The organism is Marinobacter nauticus, from assembly GCF_003634635.1.
GTDB classification, from domain to species: Bacteria; Pseudomonadota; Gammaproteobacteria; order Pseudomonadales; family Oleiphilaceae; genus Marinobacter; species Marinobacter nauticus.
The window spans coordinates 831,272-850,388 of the sequence record NZ_RBJB01000002.1; the positions used below are offsets into that span (position 1 = coordinate 831,272).

A 19,117-nucleotide genomic window follows, 5' to 3' on the forward strand; every position below is an offset into this window, starting at 1 on the left:
GTCCGGATGCTCCGTTTAAACCGCCTATTATACTCACAAATCCATGCCGGACTCATGCACCGGACGAAACTCTTGAGTACAATAGCCACTTTAAACATTCCGATCCCCAAACACAGGAAACCCTGATGATTCTGCTGCAGACAAACTTCGGTGATATCAAGCTGGAACTGGACTACGAGAAAGCCCCGGAAACCGCCAAAAACTTCGAACAGTACGTTCGCGACGGTTTTTACGATGGCCTGATTTTTCACCGCGTTATCAGCAACTTCATGATTCAGGGCGGCGGCTTTGAGCCTGGCATGACGCCGCGCAAAACCCGCGAACCTATCCAGAACGAGGCTGACAACGGCCTGAGCAACATGGTCGGCACCATTGCCATGGCCCGCACCATGGACCCCCACTCCGCCACCGCCCAGTTCTTCATCAACGTTGAGAACAACGGTTTTCTGGACCACACCGCCAAGAACGCAGAGGGCTGGGGCTACTGCGTATTCGGCAAGGTGGCCGAGGGCATGGAGACCGTCAACAAGATCCGCGCCGTTCGCACCACCATGCGCGCCGGCCACCAGGACGTCCCGTTTGAGGACGTAGTGATTGAAAAAGCCGAGGTTCTGGAGGACGCGTGACCACGCTGTTTATCTCGGATCTGCACCTGGAAGAATCGCGCCCGGATATTACGGGAGCGTTTCTGACCTTCCTCAGAGACAAAGCCTTGGGCGTTGAGCGTCTATACATTCTTGGCGACTTTTTTGAAGCCTGGATTGGAGATGACGAGCGAACCCCGCTGCAGGAACAGGTAGCGGCGGCCTTGCGGGAGGTGCGGGACACAGGCACCGATATTTACCTGATGCACGGCAACCGGGACTTCCTCATTGGCGAAGATTTCTGCGCGCGCGCCGGCGCCATCCTGCTGGATGATCCGACGGTAGTGGATCTGTATGGCACACCCACCCTACTGATGCACGGTGACAGCCTCTGCACGGCCGATGTGGAATATCAGAAGTTCCGGGCCAACATGCGTAACCCGCAAACGGTGAAGATGCTTCTCTCCCGCCCACTCAAAGATCGTCAGCTGATGGCACGGCAACTGCGGGAAATCTCCATGGCGAAGAATCAGGGCAAGGCTGAGACCATCATGGATGTGACCCCCGAGGAAGTGGTGCAAGAACTGGAAGCCCATAACGTTCAACTGATGATTCACGGCCACACCCATCGCCCCGCCATTCATGAGCTGGAAGCCAATGGCAAGCCCGCCCGCAGGGTTGTACTGGGAGACTGGCACGAAAATGTCTGGTGGCTTGAGGCCAGCGCAGGCCAGCCCGTTGCCCTGAAGCACCAACCACTCGCCGATTTCTAGAGACTGAATGGCAGGGTGCCCCCCAGCCGGTAGTCAGGAACGGTCTTTCACCCACTCGCCGTCGGCTTTGTGGTATTCCTGTTTTACCGCCGCCCACGCGACGCGATGGGCGGTTTCTTCACGATCGGCGTCGCCACGGCGGTCTTCAGGGTGGCGGTACTCCTCCCAAGCCGAATTGAACGCTTTGCGATATATTTCCTGGGCGTGGGCCGGCAGATTGTTTCGAACTCCGTCTGGCAAATCGGATTTACGATCGTAAGGCATAGGTCACCTCCTCGCTTCTCACGCACCCGCTCATCCAAGGGCGGCGATCAGCGCGTCACAGAATTGCTCCAGGTCATCCGGCTTGCGGCTGGTAATGATGCCTGCCTCCTGATGGACCGCTTGGTCAACCCAGTGGCCACCTCCGTTGTTGATATCCGTCCTGAGGCTTGGGAACGACGTCATGGTTCGACCCTTGACCACCCCGGCCTCAACCAGCAACCAGGGGGCATGGCATATCGCCGCAACCGGCATATCTGACTGAACACAGTGTTTCACCAAGTCAACGGCTTCGGTGTTTAAACGTAAAGCATCGGGATTGGCCAGGCCACCAGGTAAAACCAGCGCATCGAACTGCTCAGCTGTCACCTCATTCACCGTCTTATCGACAGAGAACAAATCCCCCTTGTCCAGATGGTGATACCCTCGTATCGAGCCGGATTCGAGTGAAACCAGTTCCACCTTAGCCCCGGCCTGCCTGAGTTTGTCCCAGGGCGTTGTCAGCTCTACCTGCTCCACGCCGTCCGTTGCAAGCAGGGCCACCGTTTTCCCGCTTAATGCACCAGTCATACGGCTCTACCTCCTCTAATAATCTTGCGCAGAAAAAACGAAGGGAACGCAAATACACTATTCCAACCCTAGTCGCATATGGTGTGGTTATTCCAGCCCTCGGGCATTAACACATGTTAAAGGCAAGCAGCGGAGACTCTGCTTAAATGAGAGGCTCTTGCCAGCAAAGCATAGGAGCCAAGTTATGCCTGAGAACAGAACCGAGCGCCCCTACCCGATGACGGCCGGCGGAGAAACGCACCAAACAGCGCAGAGCCGCAGCGACACCCTGACCACACCCCAGGGCGTTCCCATTTCAGATAACCAGAACTCTCTGAAAGCCGGGGCCCGCGGCCCTACCCTGCTGGAAGACCAGGTGCTTCGGGAGAAACTGTTTCATTTTGACCACGAGCGGATTCCCGAACGTGTGGTGCATGCCAGAGGCTTTGGCGTGCACGGCTATTTCGAAAACTACAAATGCCAGGCCGAACTCACCTGCGCCGACCTGTTCCAACGACCCGGGGAACAAACTCCCGCGTTCGTGCGCTTTTCCACTGTACTGGGAAACAAAGGCTCCTTTGATCTGGCCAGAGATGTCCGGGGCTTTGCGGTAAAGCTCTACACCCGTGAAGGCAATTGGGACCTGGTCGGCAATAACATTCCCGTATTCTTTATTCAGGATGCAATGAAATTCCCGGACCTGGTCCATGCTGGAAAACAGGAACCAGACCGGGGGTTCCCTCAGGCACAATCCGCCCATGACAATTTCTGGGATTTTGTCAGCCTGATGCCCGAGAGCACCCATATGCTCATGTGGACCATGTCGGACCGGGGCATCCCGCGGTCCTTCCGCTTTATGGAGGGCTTTGGCGTGCACACCTTCCGGATGGTAACGAGCGGCGGCGAGACGCGATTCGTAAAGTTTCACTGGAAACCGCTGCAGGGACTCCAGTCGGTGGTCTGGAACGAGGCGGTCAAGATCAATGGCGCCGACCCGGACTTTCATCGCCGGGATCTGTGGGAGGCCATTCAACGCGGTGATTACCCGGAATGGGAGTTGGGTGTGCAGGTGTTTGACGAAGCCTTTGCCGATCAGTTTGAATTCGATGTACTGGATCCGACCAAACTTATCCCGGAAGAACAGGTTCCGGTGCAACCCGTCGGCAAACTGGTGCTCAACCGTGTAGTCGAGAACTTCTTTGCCGAGACGGAACAGGTCGCCTTCTGCACCCAGAATATTGTTCCTGGCATTGATTTTACCGACGACCCCTTGTTGCAGGGGCGTAATTTTTCCTATCTGGACACTCAGGTCAAGCGCCTGGGCGGGCCAAACTTCAACCGCCTGCCTATTAACGCCCCGAAATGCCCGATGCATCACTTCCAGCAGGATGGGCATATGGCGGAAAGCAACCCCACCACCCGCGCCAACTACGAGCCCAACAGTTGGGGCAATGACGGTGGTCCACGGGAAAACCCCGATACCGGCTTTCGCAGCCATCCCCGTGCACTGCAGAGTCCCGCCGGTCGGGTACGATCGGAAACCTTCGCTGACCATTATAGCCAGGCACGGCAGTTTTACATCAGCCAGACCCGTGCGGAGCAAACCCATATTGCCGATGCTTTTGTCTTTGAACTGAGCAAAGTCCAGCGTGAGGATATCCGGGCACGGGTGGTGGGCCACCTGCTGAATGTCGATAAAACGCTGGCCGAAAAAGTAGCGACCGGCCTCGGTCTTACGCCAATGCCGGAGCCGGCGGAAGCAGCCAGGCAACCGCGCTCCGATCTGCCCGTCTCGGACAAACTCAGCATCATTCGAAATGGCCCCGACAGCTTTAAAGGCCGCCGACTCGGCGTCCTCGTCAGCGATGGCGTAGATACCAAGCTGATCGATGCGCTGAAACAGGCCCTGGACGACGAAGGCGCCGAACTCAAAGTCGTGGCCCCCACCATCCACGGAGTCACCACCAGCGATGGGTCTGTGCTGGCTGCAGACGAAAAGATCGACGGAGGCCCCTCTGTCCTGTTCGACGCAGTGGCCTTGCTGATGACGGACAATGAGGCAGACACCCTGGCCAGCCACGGTCCAGCTCGCGATTTCGTCAATGATGCCTTTGCGCACTGCAAGTTCATTGGCTATAACAAGGCGGCCAAGGCCTTGCTGAAATCAGCAGGGCTGGAAGAAAAAGTGGATGCCGGGTGTCTGACACTCGACACAACGGAACAGGCAGCCACTCTGGTTAAGCAGTGCCAAACCGGCCGTTACTGGCAGCGCCAGGAGCATGTCGACATCGTGTAAAAACGCCTCCCGTAGAAACAGAGATGCCCCCATCGGATAGCCGATGGGGGCATTTTTTATGTAGAGCCTGGTCAGGCACTCAGACCGCCAATCAGCTCCAGGGTTTGAGAGGCTGAGTATTGGCACGAGCCGCGAGATACTCAGGACGCCGTTTACTTCCGCAGAATGGCTCCACAAGGCGGTTGTCCACGCTGTTGTAAACAAAAAACAGATTGGCTCGAGGCCAGGGCGACATGTTCCGGTTAGAGGCATGCAGGGTATTGCACTCAAACAGTAGCAGAGACCCTGCCGGACCGGTGGGCGCCTCAATACCATGCCGATTTGCCAGCTGACCTACAGCATCACGGGACGGCACCCCTGCTGTCTGCTTCTGCAGTGACTGTGTCCAGTTGTTCTCAGGCGTGGCACCGGCACAGGGCACAAAATACTCGTGCGAACCGGGAATGAGCATCAACGGGCCGTTGAAAGCATTATTATCCGTCAACATGATCGACGCGCTCACGGCCCGCATGGCGGGCATCCCGTCTTCCGTGTGCCAGGTTTCAAAATCCGAGTGCCATTCAAAACCATTGCCGCAAAATCCCGCCTTGCTGTTAATCCGGGACTGGTGGATGTAGACGTCTCCGCCCAGCAGTTGCTGCGCGATACCCAGCAATTCAGGATCACGGGTCAAACGGTGAAACGCCTCGGAAGTCTCATGCATTGCAAACACCGACCGGATTTTCTCGCGGTTTGCATCCATGATCACTTCATCCCGCTCACAGAAGGCCTTGTCCTGAGCCATGTCTCGCAGCTCGTCGAAGAAGCCCTCCACCATCTCCGGGGTAAAGAAGTTCTCGAGCCACAAGAACCCATCCCGCTCAAATTGTGCCAGCTGTTGCTGGGCCAGTGGCCCTTGCTCGCGCTGCGACCCCGCGCTGTGAACGATCGGCTCGTGCCGGGGAAACATGTTTCCTGCGTTTTCCTCTCTGCTTCGGTAAAAGTCAGCTCGTTGTAACATGGTGATGAAACCTCATTACTCTGAAAATGAGGTTTCAACGTAACAATCGAAACATGCCCCAACTACAACATAGGTTATAAAGGGAAACCGCTAGAAGTTACTGAAAAGTAAGGCTATAACGCATCGCTTTCGGTAGGTTCCCGATAGCTTTCAAGGCGTTTCAGCCAGCCTGGAAGCCACCGCTCTCGCTCAATGGGCATCTCTGCGTTCTCGGCCCGCCGGGTAAGCACCCGGCCGGCCGCTTCGCGAAAGCGCTCCAAGGCCGTATCGGCCTTGCCGGGTTCCATTTCCAGCAGCACCTGACGCAGCCCCCACCCTTGCCCCCTGTAGACCTCTTGTGACGATAAACCCTCACCTTTGAAATTCACATAATCCATCAGGGCATAGACGCCGCCAGGTCTCTTTGAAAGTTCAGTAATGTGTGCTGTCACCGTGTCCCGCTGATCATCCGGCACGGCTTCTATAACCCGGTGCAGAGATTGCTCTGCTCGCTTGAAAATGAAGGCCACCTGAACGGCTTTGGTTCGGTCCAGAAAGGCACGCAGTTCCGCCAGTCGTTGACTGCCTGCGGCTTCAATAAACGCGTTCTGGTCCGGCCATGGGGCATCCGGTACCGGATCTTCCGTTAACCAGTCAGGCATCGCCACTGCGCGGGCTTTCATGAAGCGAATCAGATCAGGGAAACTCTCCACAAAACGCTCGTTCACGCCCTCGGGGTACCAGATAAAATGCCCGATGCCCAGCGATGGAAAGGCCTCTCCCTGATTCCAGTGCACCAGGCAGTCATAGCGCCCGGCACACTCATTACGAAATATCTGCTGACCAACCCATTCCAGTTGCCGCTCGGAGAGCGCAAGCGCTGGCACGGCCGGCTTCCGAGTCAACTGATCCGCCAACACCACGGTGAGAATGGCCACTATAAGGCCGACCACAAGCCACTTGTGCACGCTACTCTCTCTCAGCAACAAAACCAGTACCTATCGGTGAATCAGAGTGAAAGAGCAGGCTGAACGATCGCCGCATATACGCCACCGGATTGCTCAGACCTTTTCAGTCAGTTGTAACTTTGAACCCGCCCTCACCGGATATACACCACTCACTGGCATCCCCGCAAATCCCTTGCCACTCAAAAGCTTCACAAGAACTCATCCATAAGTGCTTCCAGATCCCGGGTATCGCGAGGCTTGGCCCGACAGGCCGTTGTTCCGGCATCGACACAGGCCTGACGATAGTCCTGGCTGCGGTTCGCAGAGATGGTCACTATTGGTGTGTATACCGGGAGGAGATTCTGATGGCGAATGGCTCTGATGGCTTCGATTCCATCCATAAAAGGCATTTCGCCGTCCATCAAGACCAGGTCCCAGCGATCATCCGCAACGGCCAGGAGTGCCTCCACACCATCACTGACTCCGGTCACCTGAACGCCCAGGTTGGAGAGCTTCTTGCACATCACCATCCGTACTCCCGCATCGTCATCCACCACAAGTACTCGGACAGGCAGTGAAAACCCCAGTCGACGTGCCAGGGGCTCCGGTCTGGACGGCGAACGCGGTGCCGGGTTCTCTTCCAGAATGGTCGAAATGCGTTCCCCACCAAGCACCAACCTGACCCAACTCCTCAGAGCCAGAAACATCAATGCCAGCGCCAGAAGACTCGTCAGGGGAGCATGATATGGGAGCCAATAATTAATAAATCGTATTTCGAAGTTCGAAAACAGCGTCCACTCCAGGGCAATCAACGCTGCTACTCCGGCAATCGTGATTAGTGAGGCAGAGCATGACCGCTGCACCAGCGCACCCGATGCGCTCTGATCTTTGAATGGGAATCTGATTATCTTTTCCTTAAATTCACTCGAAGTGTGCCGCCAACGTAACAACGTGTTCTGTAACCGTCGTTAACATAGGTTAAACCAGGACCATTATTCGAACACATTGAAAGGCCTGGTCCGCGACTCGCGCATTCGGCCCTTCCACTGACCTACCTTGCCCGTCCCGCCTTCCTTTGCTATCAATAGGTTGTTCACTGGCTGGCGGTAAGAAAAGGTAATCACATGGAAAGCGGTTGCATCATCAAACACTTCGAGAGCTACGCCCCTATCTCCCGTTCTGAGGCAGAGCTGCTGGCATCCCTCGAGAAAAATCCCAAAGACTACGGCAAGAACAGCTATGTGTGGTGCCAGGGGGATACACCCGGAGATTTCTACTCGCTGAAGCAGGGATGGGCTTACTCCTTCAGAGACTTGGAGGACGGCACCCGTCAGGTACTGGATGTCTACGTGCCGGGTAATGTGATCGGTTTGAGGGACTATGCGTTCCGGAGTCGTGTATCCGGCTTGAGAATGCTCACGGACGGAGTGCTGTGTGCCTTTCCCCGGTCTCGTCTGACAGAAGTCTTCGCGGAATCTTTGTTGCTTTGCAACATTTTTTTCACGATCGGATCACGAGATCAGGCCATCCTGATTGAGCGGCTGGTTAACCTGGGACGCCGGTCCGCGCGGGAAAAAGTTGCTCATTTCCTGGTTGAAACCGTCTATCGTGTGGACAGGACCGTTACCCAGCCAAACCAGCCACTACACCTTCCCCTCACGCAGTCACTGATTGCGGATGCTCTCGGCCTCAGTGCAGTCCACGTAAACCGGGTATTTCAGGAACTGAAGGACGAAGGCCTGGTTAGCTCACCCAACTCCGGAGTTCAGCTACAGGAACTGAATCGCCTCAAGGAAATTGCAAGGTTCGACCCGACGTATCTCGAGGAAGATATCCAGGCTGCCATGGGCGAGGCTGGGCAATTCAGGCAGTTATAGACCAGGACCGCGCAAGCACCATAATCAGACAAGAGCCCCTTGAGGTCGCTGCCCCATCCACGGCGAACTTACGCCGTCTCCTTTACCCTGTGCTCGGCTAATTCTGCCTTGGCATCGTCCTGCTGTGAAAGAGCGAAAACTATACACACAAACTTTGTCGCAAAAAAAAAATCCCGGAGCGTTAACCCCGGGATTTTTCGCTCGTACTTTAGTCGAATTACTGCTCCACGAAGGCCCGCTCAATCACATAGTGGCCCATGTCGCCACCACGGGCTTCGCGAAAGCCCATGTTATCGAGAATGGCACAGGTGTCCTTGAGCATACTCGGGCTGCCACAGATCATGAAGCGGTCCTGCTCCACGTCGAAGTCCGGCAGCCCCAGATCCCGGGTGATCTTGCCGGTTTCCATGGCATCGGTCAGCCGGCCCTGATTTCGGAAGGGCTCGCGGGTAACGGTGGGGTAATACACCAGTTTGCCACTGACCATTTCACCAAAGAACTCGTTTTCTGGCAGTTCTTCAATCTCTTGCTGGTACGCCAGCTCCGAGATGTAACGTACGCCGTGGGTCAGGATCACCTTGTCATAGGCCTCGTAAACTTCCGGATCCTTGATGATGCTCATGAACGGTGCCAGCCCGGTGCCGGTGCTGATCAGCCAGAGATTTCGGCCCGGCAGAAGATTGTCCAATACCAGCGTACCCGTTGGCTTGCGGCTGACCAGAATCTCGTCACCCACTTTGATCTGTTGCAGGCGCGAGGTCAGCGGGCCATCAGGAACTTTGATAGAGAAAAACTCCAGCTCTTCTTCATAGTTCGCACTGGCAATACTGTAGGCGCGCATCAACGGTTTGCCATCTGTCTCCAGACCGATCATTACAAAATGACCGTTCTTGAAGCGGAAGCCGGGATCCCGACTGGTCTTGAAGCTGAACAGCGTATCGTTCCAGTGGTGCACACTGGTTACGGTTTCTTTCATCAGGTTGCTCATGGGAGCCCTCGCCTATTAACGTCAGTCCATCAGGAATTGGGAATAGTTTAACCTTTTGCTTGAAATCGACAAAACGGGCTGTTTTCATAAGGCTATTCGATTTTTCCGATAAACAGCTTCCACCGGAAGAGACCCTATGAAATACAGCTTTCGTCAGCTCGAAGTTTTCCTGGCCGCCGCCCATTTCCAGAACATCACCCGGGCTGCCGAATCGCTGGCCATGTCCCAGTCCGCCGCCAGCAGCGCCCTGAAAGAACTGGAGAGCCAGTTCGATATCCAGCTCTTCGACCGCGTGGGCAAACGGCTGCAATTGAACGAACTCGGCCGACTCTACCGGCCCAAGGCAGAGTCCCTGCTGGCGCAGGCCACGGAACTGGAACAGGCCTTCAGTAAACATTCAGAAGTCGGCGCCCTGAAAGTCGGCGCTACCCTGACTATAGGGAACTATCTGGCCGTGGGCGTGATGGCCAAATACATGAATACCCCTACCCGCCCGAAGGTTTCACTGGAGGTGGCCAACACCAGCTCCATAGCCCGCCGGGTCCGGGACTTCGAACTGGATATCGGTCTGATTGAAGGCGAGCTACAGTCCCCGGAGCTGGAGGTAATTCCCTGGCGGGAAGACGAACTGACGGTATTCTGCTCTCCGTCACACCCCCTGGCCCGAAAACAGGCTCTGACCGACGAGGACCTTCGTCAGGCGGTCTGGATTATGAGGGAACCGGGATCTGGCACGCGGCAGAGCTTTGAGCGGGGAATGCACGGCCTGTTGCCAGACCTCAACATCCTGCTGGAACTCGAACATACCGAGGCCATCAAACGGGCCGTAGAGGCGGATCTGGGCATCGGATGCCTGTCCAAAGTAGTCCTGGCCGATGCTTTCAAACGCGGTAGCCTGGTCCCCCTGAGCGTCCCCGACTATCGGAAATTCGACCGTCAGTTCTACTTCATTCTGCACAAACAGAAATACCGCAGCGCCGGAATCGCCCGCTGGATGTCACTTTGCCAGGAGCTTCAACCTGCCAGAACCGGGCCGCTGTGAAAGCGGAACTCGGAATCCGGAGATTCAATCAGCTTTTGCTCGATGGCCAGGAACTGCACAACGCGTTCATCCACCGGGCCACCATTGGCCTGCTCGGCCAGCGTCAGGTAATCCTGGTAATGACGTGCCTCGGATTTAAGCAGGCTGTTGTAGAACTCAGCCAGCTTTTCATCCAGCGAGGGAGCCAGGGCAGCAAAACGCTCACAGGATCTGGCCTCAATAATGGCGCCGACGATCAAGACATCGACCAGCCGCCCGGGATCCTCTGTTCGTACCGCTTCCCGCAGGCCGGCGGCATACCGTGCCGGTGACAGATGCGCATAGGTAACCCCCCGCTTTTTCATGATCGCCAGTACCTGCTCGAAGTGCCTCAGTTCCTCACGGGCCAGACGCGACATCTTGTTGAGCAACTCGGTGTTGTCCACGTAGCGATACATCAGACTCAGCGCGGTGGACGCCGCCTTCTTTTCACAATGCGCATGATCGATCAGCAGCAGGTCCTGGTTCGCCAGGGCGCTGTCAATCCAGGTTTGCGGGGTACGGCACGGAAGGAAATCGTGAATTTCTTGCAGAGCATCGTTCATATCGGGGTTCAGGCTGAAAATTCGGGAGGCCGGAGTATAGCGCACTTAGCAGATTCCTCCGACCTCTGTCCAACTTAACTTTATAAGGGGTTTCCTATAGAATGCAGCGCCAGATCAAGGAGTCTCTGAATAAATCCTGAAACCCCATCAGTGATTTGAGGCGTTATTCAGAGGCTCCTGCGGCCTTTTCGCCAAAAAACTCCCGCCGGGCACCACGCCCACAGCGCGGAACATTCCAACTGATGAGGGTCCATATCGTGTTAGAAGCCTATCGTGAACACGTTGCCGAACGTGAAGCCCTGGGTATTCCCCCCAAGCCCCTGAACGCCGAGCAGACCGCCGCCCTGGTTGACCTGCTGAAGAACCCGCCGGCCGATGAAGAAGAAACCCTGGTTTACCTGCTGGAAAACCGCATTCCGCCGGGCGTAGACGAAGCTGCCTACGTTAAGGCTGCATTCCTGTCTGCCATCGCCAAGGGCGAAGCCTCTTCCCCGCTGGTCAGCAAAGAATACGCTGTGAAACTGCTGGGCATGATGCAGGGCGGTTACAACATCGAGACCCTGGTTGAGCTGCTGGACAACAGCGACCTGGCCGAACTGGCCGGTGAGCAGCTGAAGAAAACCCTGCTGATGTTCGACGCCTTCAACGATGTGAAGGAAAAGATGGACGCCGGCAACGCCGTTGCCAAGTCTGTGGTTGAGTCCTGGGCCAACGCCGAGTGGTTCACCAACAAGAAGAAGGTTCCCGAGAGCACCAAAATGGTGGTGTTCAAGGTGACCGGCGAAACCAACACCGACGACCTGTCTCCGGCCCCGGATGCCTGGTCCCGCCCGGACATCCCGCTGCACGCCCGCGCTGCCTATAAAATGGAACGTGACGGCCTGAAGCCGGAAGAGCCCGGCGTAACTGGCCCGATGAGCCAGATCGACGAAATCAAATCCAAGGGCCTGCCCGTTGCCTTCGTTGGTGACGTAGTGGGTACCGGTTCTTCCCGTAAGTCTGCCACCAACTCTGTTCTGTGGTTCTTCGGTGAAGACATCCCGGGCGTGCCGAACAAGCGCGCTGGCGGTGTCTGTATCGGTAACAAGGTTGCCCCGATCTTCTTCAACACCATGGAAGATGCCGGTGCTCTGGTATTCGAGGCCCCGGTTGACGACATGAACATGGGCGACGTCATCGAAATCCGCCCGTACGAAGGCAAGATCCTGAACGAAGCCGGTGAAACCATCTCCGAGTTCAAGTTCAAATCTGATGTGATCCTGGACGAAGTTCAGGCCGGCGGCCGTATTCCGCTGATCATCGGCCGTGGTCTGACCAACAAGGCCCGCCAGGCTCTGGGCATGGGCGCTACTGACATCTTCCGTCTGCCGAAAGATCCTGAAGCTGGCGACAAGGGTTTCACCCTGGCCCAGAAGATGGTTGGCAAGGCATGCGGTCTGCCGGAAGGCAAAGGCGTTCGCCCGAACACCTACTGTGAGCCGCACATGACGACCGTAGGCTCCCAGGACACCACTGGCCCGATGACCCGTGACGAGCTGAAAGACCTGGCGTGTCTGGGCTTCCAGGCAGACCTGGTGATGCAGTCCTTCTGTCACACCGCCGCTTATCCGAAGCCGGTTGACGTTGAAATGCAGCACACCCTGCCGGACTTCATCCGCACCCGTGGCGGTGTTTCCCTGCGTCCGGGCGACGGCATCATCCACTCATGGCTGAACCGCATGCTGCTGCCGGACACTGTGGGCACTGGTGGTGACTCCCACACCCGTTTCCCGATGGGCATCTCCTTCCCGGCCGGTTCTGGCCTGGTGGCCTTTGCCGCTGCTACCGGCGTTATGCCGCTGGATATGCCGGAATCCGTTCTGGTTCGCTTCAAAGGCGAAATGCAGCCTGGCATCACCCTGCGTGACCTGGTACACGCCATCCCGCTGTACGGCATCAAGCAGGGCATGCTGACTGTTGAGAAGAAAGGCAAGATCAACGAATTCTCCGGCCGTATTCTGGAGATCGAAGGTCTGGAGCACCTGACTGTCGAGCAGGCGTTCGAACTGTCTGACGCCTCTGCCGAGCGTTCCGCTGCCGGTTGTACCATCAACCTGTCGGAAGACTCCGTGGCTGAGTACCTGCGCTCGAACATCGTAATGCTGCGCTGGATGATTGCTGAAGGTTACGGCGATCCGCGTACCCTGGAGCGTCGCGCCCAGCAGATGGAAGAGTGGCTGAAAGATCCGAAGCTGATGCGTGCTGATAAAGACGCGGAATACGCCCACGTGATCGAAATCGATCTGGCTGACATCAAAGAGCCGATCGTGTGCTGCCCGAACGACCCTGACGATGCCAAGTTCCTGTCCGAAGTGGCTGGTGACAAGGTAGACGAAGTGTTCATCGGTTCCTGCATGACCAACATTGGTCACTTCCGTGCCGCTGGCAAGCTGCTGGAGCAACACAAGGGCGCCCTGAGCACCCGCCTGTGGATGTCTCCGCCCACCAAGATGGATCAGCAGCAGCTGATGGAAGAAGGCTACTTCAACACCTACGGCACCGCCGGTGTTCGCACCGAGATGCCGGGCTGCTCCCTGTGCATGGGTAACCAGGCACGTGTAGCACCGAAGTCAACGGTCCTGTCTACCTCTACCCGTAACTTCCCGAACCGCCTGGGTGATGGTGCCAACGTGTACCTGACCTCCGCGGAACTGGCTGCTGTGGGCGCGGTACTGGGCAAACTCCCGACTCCGGCGGAGTACATGGAGTACGCCAAGGACCTGAACAGCATGTCCAAGGAGATCTACAAGTATCTCAACTTCGACCAGATGGAAGAGTACACCCAGAAAGCATCTGAGGCTTCCGTAGCCTGAGATCTTCTGAGGTAACCTACCTCTGATCTGAAAACGCCAGCCTTCGGGCTGGCGTTTTTTTTGGTCCTGACACACAGGCCCGGCCACCCCCATGACCGGCGACACTCCATTGTTCAAGGACAAAAAAAGGGCTCCCGAAGGAGCCCCTTATTCAGTGCAGGTGAATTATCACCGTTCGATGTGCTGGTACTCACCGGCATCAGAAGTGGCCAGAGTCACCACAACGATAGCGATAAACGCAGCAATGAAGCCCGGGATAATCTCATACACACCCGGGCCACCCATGAACTCACCATTCCAGCCCAGAGATATCCAGATCATCACGGTGGCTGCACCTACGATCAGACCAGCCAGCGCGCCTGCACCGTTGGTACGCGGCCAGGTCAGGGCCAGGATGATCAGAGGACCGAAGGCAGCACCAAAGCCCGCCCAGGCGTTACTGACCAGCCCCAGGACCTGGGAGTTGGGATCGGAAGCGATAACCGCAGCAACCAGACCAACCGCAATAACGCAGGCACGGCCGACATTCACACATTCTTTATCCGTTGCTTCCTTACGCAGGAACAGGCGGTAGAAATCTTCGGTCAGAGAGGCGGAGGAAACCAGCAACTGACTGGAGATGGTACTCATGACTGCCGCCAGCAACGCAGCGTACAGGAAGCCGGTAATCAACGGGTGGAACAGCAGATCTGACAGAACAATGAAAATGGTTTCCGGATCAGCAACGTCCAGGCCATTACGCACAGCATAGGCACGGCCAAACACACCCAGCGCGATCGCACCAATCAGGGAGATGCCCATCCAGGACATACCGATATTACGGGCAGTCCCTACCTCACCCACGGTACGGATAGCCATGAAACGCACGATGATGTGCGGCTGGCCGAAATAGCCAAGCCCCCAGGTAACCGCCGACAGCCAGCCAGCCAATCACCGTGAGCCCTTCCGTCCACGACAGGAGCGTTGGATCCACACTGTTCAGGGTCTCGGAAGCCTGGGCGAAACCACCACCGCCTTCGCCGAACAGCACCACTGCAGGCATGATGACCAGAGCGAGCATCATGATGCAGCCCTGTACAAAGTCCGTCATGCTCACCGCGAGGAAGCCGCCGACAACGGTGTAAGCCAGCACCACACCCAGGGTGATCACGATACCGGCGGCGTAGTCGCTCATGCCACCGAAGTTGAAGATACCAGCGAAGGCACTTTCAAACAGCTTGCCGCCGGCAACCAGGCCAGAGGCGGTATAAACCGCGAAGAACAGCACGATAACGATGGCTGATACTGTGCGCAGCGGCAGGGCCTTGGTTGGGAAACGGTTGGCCAGAAACGCCGGGATGGTGAGTGCATTGCCATAATGCACGGTCTGCTCCCGCAGCCGGGGTGCAACCACAACCCAGTTGATGAAAGCACCAACAAACAGGCCGATACCAATCCAGGCCGAGGCCAGACCGGTAACATAGAGGGCGCCGGGCAAACCCAGCAGCAACCAGCCACTCATGTCTGATGCGCCGGCTGACAAAGCCGCAACTTTAGGACTGAGGGCACGGCCCCCCAGCATGTAATCCTCAGCAGTGGCTGATGATGTGCGCATGGCCCAGAGGCCAATTACGATCATCAGGGCGAAATACGCAAATAGACTGATCCAAACTCCAATAGCCATATGGCTCCTCCGGTTTTATGAGTCGGATAAGATCCGCTCGATTGGCACAACACCAGATCAAAGATCGGCACTGTGTGCCGTTTTTTTGTATGTCTCGGATTCGTCAGACCTGTAGCAAGAATCAACTTGCCGGGATTCCTCATTGAATATAGCTGATCGCCAGATCTTTGCGACCAGCCAGCTCAGCTCCGGAGCCTCGGTCCTCGGGCGATATAAATTAGTATTACTACGGATTCGAGGCTTACAAAATCCTACGATTATTTTGCAGAATCCTACGGGACTGACGTCAAAACCTACGAATCCGTGCCTGAATCAGGCCACATGTTCATTAAGCTGTAGCCTCGAGGGTGTAATACCCCGGTGTTTTCTGAGCGCGTTGGTCAGCGCACTTTGCGATGAAAAGCCCGTGCGATAACTGATTTCAGAAACCGAAAGCGAGGTCGAGGAAAGCAGCCCAACCGCCTGATCGAGGCGGGTCTGCAGCAGAAACTGATGCGGCGTGGTCCCGGTAACCTGACGAAAAATTTCGTGAAACCGGCTCACACTCAGGCATGCGACACCGGCCAGATCCTGAACGGTTATCTTGCGGTGAAGATTGCCGACGATATAGCGGCGGATGTCCTCGGGATTGAGACTGTTTCTGTTACTGGAAACGGGGGGCCGGTCGACGATGCGCTCAGCCATGCAATGAAGAATACTGGCGGCGAGGTGCTGATGCAGCGCCCGGTTATCCGGTGAACGGTCGAATTCACCGGCGGCAAACTGGACCAACCCCTGAATACGGTTATCCATCTGTACCGTACGCGGCTTCTCAAACAGCCGCATCAACTTGTCGTAGTCCGAGTGCAGTGGTGTCGACAGTGCTGCGCAGAAGGGATCAACATTGATGACCAGCACGTGGTTTTGCTGATCACCACAATAATCGTGGCGCGCCTCTGTAGGTACCAGACAGGCTTTCCAGGTGTCGAGGCAGGCACCGGATCCATCAATGCTCAGCTCCGCCTGCCCGCGCACACCGACCACGATCTGGTGGTGTTCATGGTGATGCTGTTGGGCAGCCGTGGGTAGCTTCAAAAGTTTCGCGTTGAGCATTACTACTGAAAGCCGTTATCGAGAATGTTCCTCAATTAAAGCAGAACATTACAAAAAGTGCACGAAAACACCGGGATTCGCCAGCGATCTGTCTGCTGTCAGTCAGAAACCGGCAGTTTTGCCAATGCGGTCAGGAGGGCTGATACACTCTCGGATACCTGCTCGAGGGGTAAGGCGGCGTTTACCACATGGTAGCGCCCGGGCATTTCCGTCGCGCGCTCCAGATAGGTTTCCCGTATCCGCTGAAAAAATGCCTGCGCCTCCCGCTCAAACCGGTCAAGCTCACCGCGCTTTCGAGCACGAGCCATACCGGTTTCCACAGGTGCATCCAGCAGGATAACGTGGTCCGGACGCATCTCACCCTGAACCAGAGCCTCAAGCAACGCAATCCGTTCTCTGGAGACGCCACGGCCACCTCCCTGATAGGCGAAGGTGGCATCGGTAAACCGGTCACAGAGAACCCACTTACCGGCGGAAAGTGCCGGGAGGATTCTGTTATGGAGGTGCTGAGCCCTGGCGGCAAACATCAGCAGCAGCTCGGTGGTTTCGTGTACTGACTCCTCTCTGGGGGCCAGCAACAGCTCACGGATGCTTTCTGCCATAGGGGTGCCACCTGGCTCACGGGTCACAATGTAATCAATACCAAGCCGTTCCAGGGTTTTCGCAGCGTTATCCAGCTGTGTTGACTTGCCAACCCCTTCGGTACCCTCGAATGTAATGAATCGCCCTCTGGCCAAAATCATTGCTCTCCGTTACTGCTGGTTTCTGAATCCGGGGCCGGGAATGAACGGTAATCTTCCCGGCGGTTCAGCTGGAACTCACGCACGGCTTTCTGGTGCTCGGCAAGCGTACGGGAAAACTTGTGACTGCCATCCCCCCGGGCGACAAAGTACAGGGCATCGCCGTCATCCGGATGCAACGCGGCATGAATGGATTCTCGTCCCGGTAACGCAATAGGCGTTGGCGGCAGGCCATCAATGCGATACGTGTTATAGGGTGTCCAGGTACGAAGATCACTGCGACCAATCCGGCCCCGATATTTGTCACCCATACCGTAAATAACCGTTGGGTCCGTCTGCAGGCGCATACCCTTCTTCAGGCGCCGGACGAACACACCCGCCACCTGTTGTCGCTCGCCGGCCACTCCGGTTTCACGCTCCACAATCGACGCCATGATCAGTGCCTCATAGGCGTTGTCGTACGGAAGCCCTTCCTCACGGTTCTGCCATTCCTCCTCAAGGACCTCGGTCATGATGTTGTAGGCCCTTTTGAGAATATCGAGATCGGTTTCACCACCGTGAAACAGGTAGGTATCCGGGAAAAACCAGCCCTCGGGATGCTGCCCTTCGGCTCCCAGAGCCGCCATGATCTCCTCATCCGTCCAATCGGTGGTCTGCCTGGTGAGCCTGTCGGTGCGCGCCAGCGCTGCCCGCATCTCGGCAAAGGTCCAGCCCTCGATAAACTGCACGGACCAGAGCTTGACCTTACCTTCTACCATCTGGTTGATCATGTCGACCGGGGTCATACCAGAGGTGAACTCGTAGTCCCCAGCCTTGATCAGAGTCTGCTCCGGGTTCAGGCGCCCGTGAATCCGCAGCCAGAGCGGATCATCCACAAATCCTTTCGCAGCCAGCTCCCGCGCAACGCGACCAAACGCCGTACCGGGCTCGACAGAAAACAGAGTGGGCTCGTCAAGGACAACCGGGGTCTCAAGTGTTTTCAAACCCTGCCAGAGCCAGAGACCACTGCCGGTAACCGCCAGAACAGCAAGAGCAACAATACCTACGAGTAGCTTTTTGAACACGCGCATCAATCCGGTCGCTTATGAGGATCGCAAATTGTCGCAAGCCGGTTGCCCACAGGCAAATCAAGGCCCGCCAGATTGCGAACCGGAACAACTCCAAGCACGCTGTTGGTCAGGTACAGACCCTGGCATTCGCGGCCCAGCAGGTCCTCCACCTGCAGTTCACATTCCCGGAACGGCTCACCCGCCACGAGCAGGCATTCGATCACCTTTCGGCGCATCACACCGGAAACCGCCAACGAGGCCGCCGGAGGTGTTCTCCAACCATCAGGGCCATGCAGGAATAAATTGGTTCTGGTACCTTCAACCACATGCCCTGCCGCGTTGGTCATCAGCAATTCAAACGTTGGATCCTTCATTTCACGGGCCGCCATGACCTGCTCCAGCCGATTGAGGCTCTTGATGCCAGACAGGAGTGGATTGACCGTCAACGGTACCCGGGAGAAGTCCACCATAACCCCGGTTTCGGGCGGTAGCGGAGGAAGAACAGAATGGAACAGATACAGATGGGGGCTGACATCAGCTGCCGGCCGATATCCGCGGCCACCGCTGCCACGGGTTACCACCAGCTTGAGCACCCAGTGGCTGATGCCATGAATGGCGCCATAGCGCTTCATTGCATGGGCAACCGCTGACTCCAGTTCGGGCCGACTCAGACGAATACCCAGGCGCCCGGCATCCCGCACCAACCGGTCAAGGTGATAGACCAGCAAAGGCGCGGAATCCCCGTTCACCCTGATGGTTTCGAACAGGCCATCTCCATATGCCAGCCCCCGGTCACCAGGGAGCAGGCAGTCGTCGTCTGCCCAGTAGAGCTTCAACACCC

17 protein-coding genes and 1 pseudogene are annotated in these 19,117 nt (G+C 56.7%); 6 read left to right on the top strand and 12 right to left on the bottom strand.

Annotation, left to right across the window (positions count from 1 at the left end):
- Positions 1–125: 125 nt before the first annotated feature.
- Both C7436_RS04070 and lpxH read left to right on the top strand, forming a co-directional pair.
- Positions 126–626, top strand: a complete 501-nt coding sequence (locus C7436_RS04070) for a peptidylprolyl isomerase (RefSeq protein WP_121206796.1) — start codon at positions 126–128, stop codon at positions 624–626.
- Positions 623–1,357, top strand: coding sequence for a UDP-2,3-diacylglucosamine diphosphatase (lpxH, locus tag C7436_RS04075; protein ID WP_121206797.1), 735 nt, complete (start codon positions 623–625; stop codon positions 1,355–1,357). The genes C7436_RS04070 and lpxH overlap by 4 nt, the downstream gene beginning before the upstream one ends.
- 33 nt (positions 1,358–1,390) lie before the next feature.
- Here the strand turns inward: lpxH and C7436_RS04080 are convergent, their stop codons facing one another.
- Both C7436_RS04080 and C7436_RS04085 read right to left on the bottom strand, forming a co-directional pair.
- Complete coding sequence (locus tag C7436_RS04080; protein WP_121206798.1) at positions 1,391–1,621, bottom strand: ChaB family protein; 231 nt, start codon at positions 1,619–1,621, stop codon at positions 1,391–1,393.
- 30 nt (positions 1,622–1,651) lie between these two features.
- Positions 1,652–2,188 (bottom strand): type 1 glutamine amidotransferase domain-containing protein, encoded by a 537-nt coding sequence (locus C7436_RS04085; protein ID WP_121206799.1) that lies wholly within the window; start codon positions 2,186–2,188, stop codon positions 1,652–1,654.
- A gap of 184 nt (positions 2,189–2,372) precedes the next feature.
- Here C7436_RS04085 and C7436_RS04090 point away from each other — a divergent pair, with 184 nt between their 5' ends.
- Complete coding sequence (locus C7436_RS04090) at positions 2,373–4,463, top strand: catalase (protein WP_211329847.1); 2,091 nt, start codon at positions 2,373–2,375, stop codon at positions 4,461–4,463.
- Between the two features lie 91 nt (positions 4,464–4,554).
- On the opposite strand, the gene thpD is transcribed toward C7436_RS04090, so the two are convergent.
- The 3 genes from thpD to C7436_RS04105 all read right to left on the bottom strand — a co-directional run bounded on the left by thpD (position 4,555) and on the right by C7436_RS04105 (position 7,096).
- Complete coding sequence (gene thpD / locus C7436_RS04095) at positions 4,555–5,412, bottom strand: ectoine hydroxylase (RefSeq protein WP_410110922.1); 858 nt, start codon at positions 5,410–5,412, stop codon at positions 4,555–4,557.
- A 164-nt stretch (positions 5,413–5,576) separates the two neighbouring features.
- Complete coding sequence (locus tag C7436_RS04100; RefSeq protein WP_121206802.1) at positions 5,577–6,410, bottom strand: hypothetical protein; 834 nt, start codon at positions 6,408–6,410, stop codon at positions 5,577–5,579.
- A 188-nt stretch (positions 6,411–6,598) separates the two neighbouring features.
- Positions 6,599–7,096 carry a response regulator gene (locus C7436_RS04105; protein ID WP_228198055.1) on the bottom strand — a complete coding sequence of 166 codons (498 nt, stop codon included), beginning with the start codon at positions 7,094–7,096 and terminating at the stop codon, positions 6,599–6,601.
- Positions 7,097–7,513: 417 nt separating this feature from the next.
- Here C7436_RS04105 and C7436_RS04110 point away from each other — a divergent pair, with 417 nt between their 5' ends.
- On the top strand, positions 7,514–8,266 hold the full coding sequence (locus C7436_RS04110) for a Crp/Fnr family transcriptional regulator (RefSeq protein ID WP_121206803.1): 753 nt from the start codon (positions 7,514–7,516) through the stop codon (positions 8,264–8,266).
- A gap of 217 nt (positions 8,267–8,483) precedes the next feature.
- On the opposite strand, the gene C7436_RS04115 is transcribed toward C7436_RS04110, so the two are convergent.
- Positions 8,484–9,254 carry a ferredoxin--NADP reductase gene (locus C7436_RS04115; RefSeq protein WP_011785332.1) on the bottom strand — a complete coding sequence of 257 codons (771 nt, stop codon included), beginning with the start codon at positions 9,252–9,254 and terminating at the stop codon, positions 8,484–8,486.
- 136 nt (positions 9,255–9,390) lie between these two features.
- Here C7436_RS04115 and C7436_RS04120 point away from each other — a divergent pair, with 136 nt between their 5' ends.
- Complete coding sequence (locus tag C7436_RS04120) at positions 9,391–10,296, top strand: LysR family transcriptional regulator (protein ID WP_014421143.1); 906 nt, start codon at positions 9,391–9,393, stop codon at positions 10,294–10,296.
- Here C7436_RS04120 and miaE read toward each other — a convergent pair.
- A complete protein-coding gene (gene miaE, locus C7436_RS04125; protein WP_114435015.1) occupies positions 10,269–10,880 on the bottom strand; it encodes a tRNA-(ms[2]io[6]A)-hydroxylase in 612 nt (203 codons plus the stop codon). The two genes, C7436_RS04120 and miaE, sit on opposite strands and share 28 nt — an antisense overlap.
- Positions 10,881–11,137: 257 nt before the next feature.
- Here miaE and C7436_RS04130 point away from each other — a divergent pair, with 257 nt between their 5' ends.
- Positions 11,138–13,732, top strand: a complete 2,595-nt coding sequence (locus C7436_RS04130) for a bifunctional aconitate hydratase 2/2-methylisocitrate dehydratase (RefSeq protein WP_121207040.1) — start codon at positions 11,138–11,140, stop codon at positions 13,730–13,732.
- A 168-nt stretch (positions 13,733–13,900) separates the two neighbouring features.
- Here the strand turns inward: C7436_RS04130 and putP are convergent.
- The 5 genes and pseudogenes from putP to pabC all read right to left on the bottom strand — a co-directional run bounded on the left by putP (position 13,901) and on the right by pabC (position 19,115).
- Positions 13,901–15,395 (bottom strand): annotated as a pseudogene (putP, locus tag C7436_RS19045) (sodium/proline symporter PutP).
- Between the two features lie 312 nt (positions 15,396–15,707).
- Positions 15,708–16,487, bottom strand: coding sequence for an AraC family transcriptional regulator (locus C7436_RS04140; protein ID WP_011785337.1), 780 nt, complete (start codon positions 16,485–16,487; stop codon positions 15,708–15,710).
- Between the two features lie 98 nt (positions 16,488–16,585).
- Positions 16,586–17,230: a dTMP kinase gene (gene tmk / locus C7436_RS04145; RefSeq protein WP_011785338.1), complete on the bottom strand. Its 645-nt coding sequence runs from the start codon at positions 17,228–17,230 to the stop codon at positions 16,586–16,588.
- The gene (gene mltG, locus C7436_RS04150; RefSeq protein WP_011785339.1) at positions 17,227–18,297 is read right to left on the bottom strand and encodes an endolytic transglycosylase MltG; all 1,071 of its coding nucleotides are present in this window, start codon (positions 18,295–18,297) and stop codon (positions 17,227–17,229) included. The genes tmk and mltG overlap by 4 nt, the downstream gene beginning before the upstream one ends.
- Positions 18,297–19,115, bottom strand: coding sequence for an aminodeoxychorismate lyase (gene pabC, locus C7436_RS04155; RefSeq protein ID WP_121206804.1), 819 nt, complete (start codon positions 19,113–19,115; stop codon positions 18,297–18,299). The genes mltG and pabC overlap by 1 nt, the downstream gene beginning before the upstream one ends.
- Positions 19,116–19,117 lie beyond the last annotated feature (2 nt).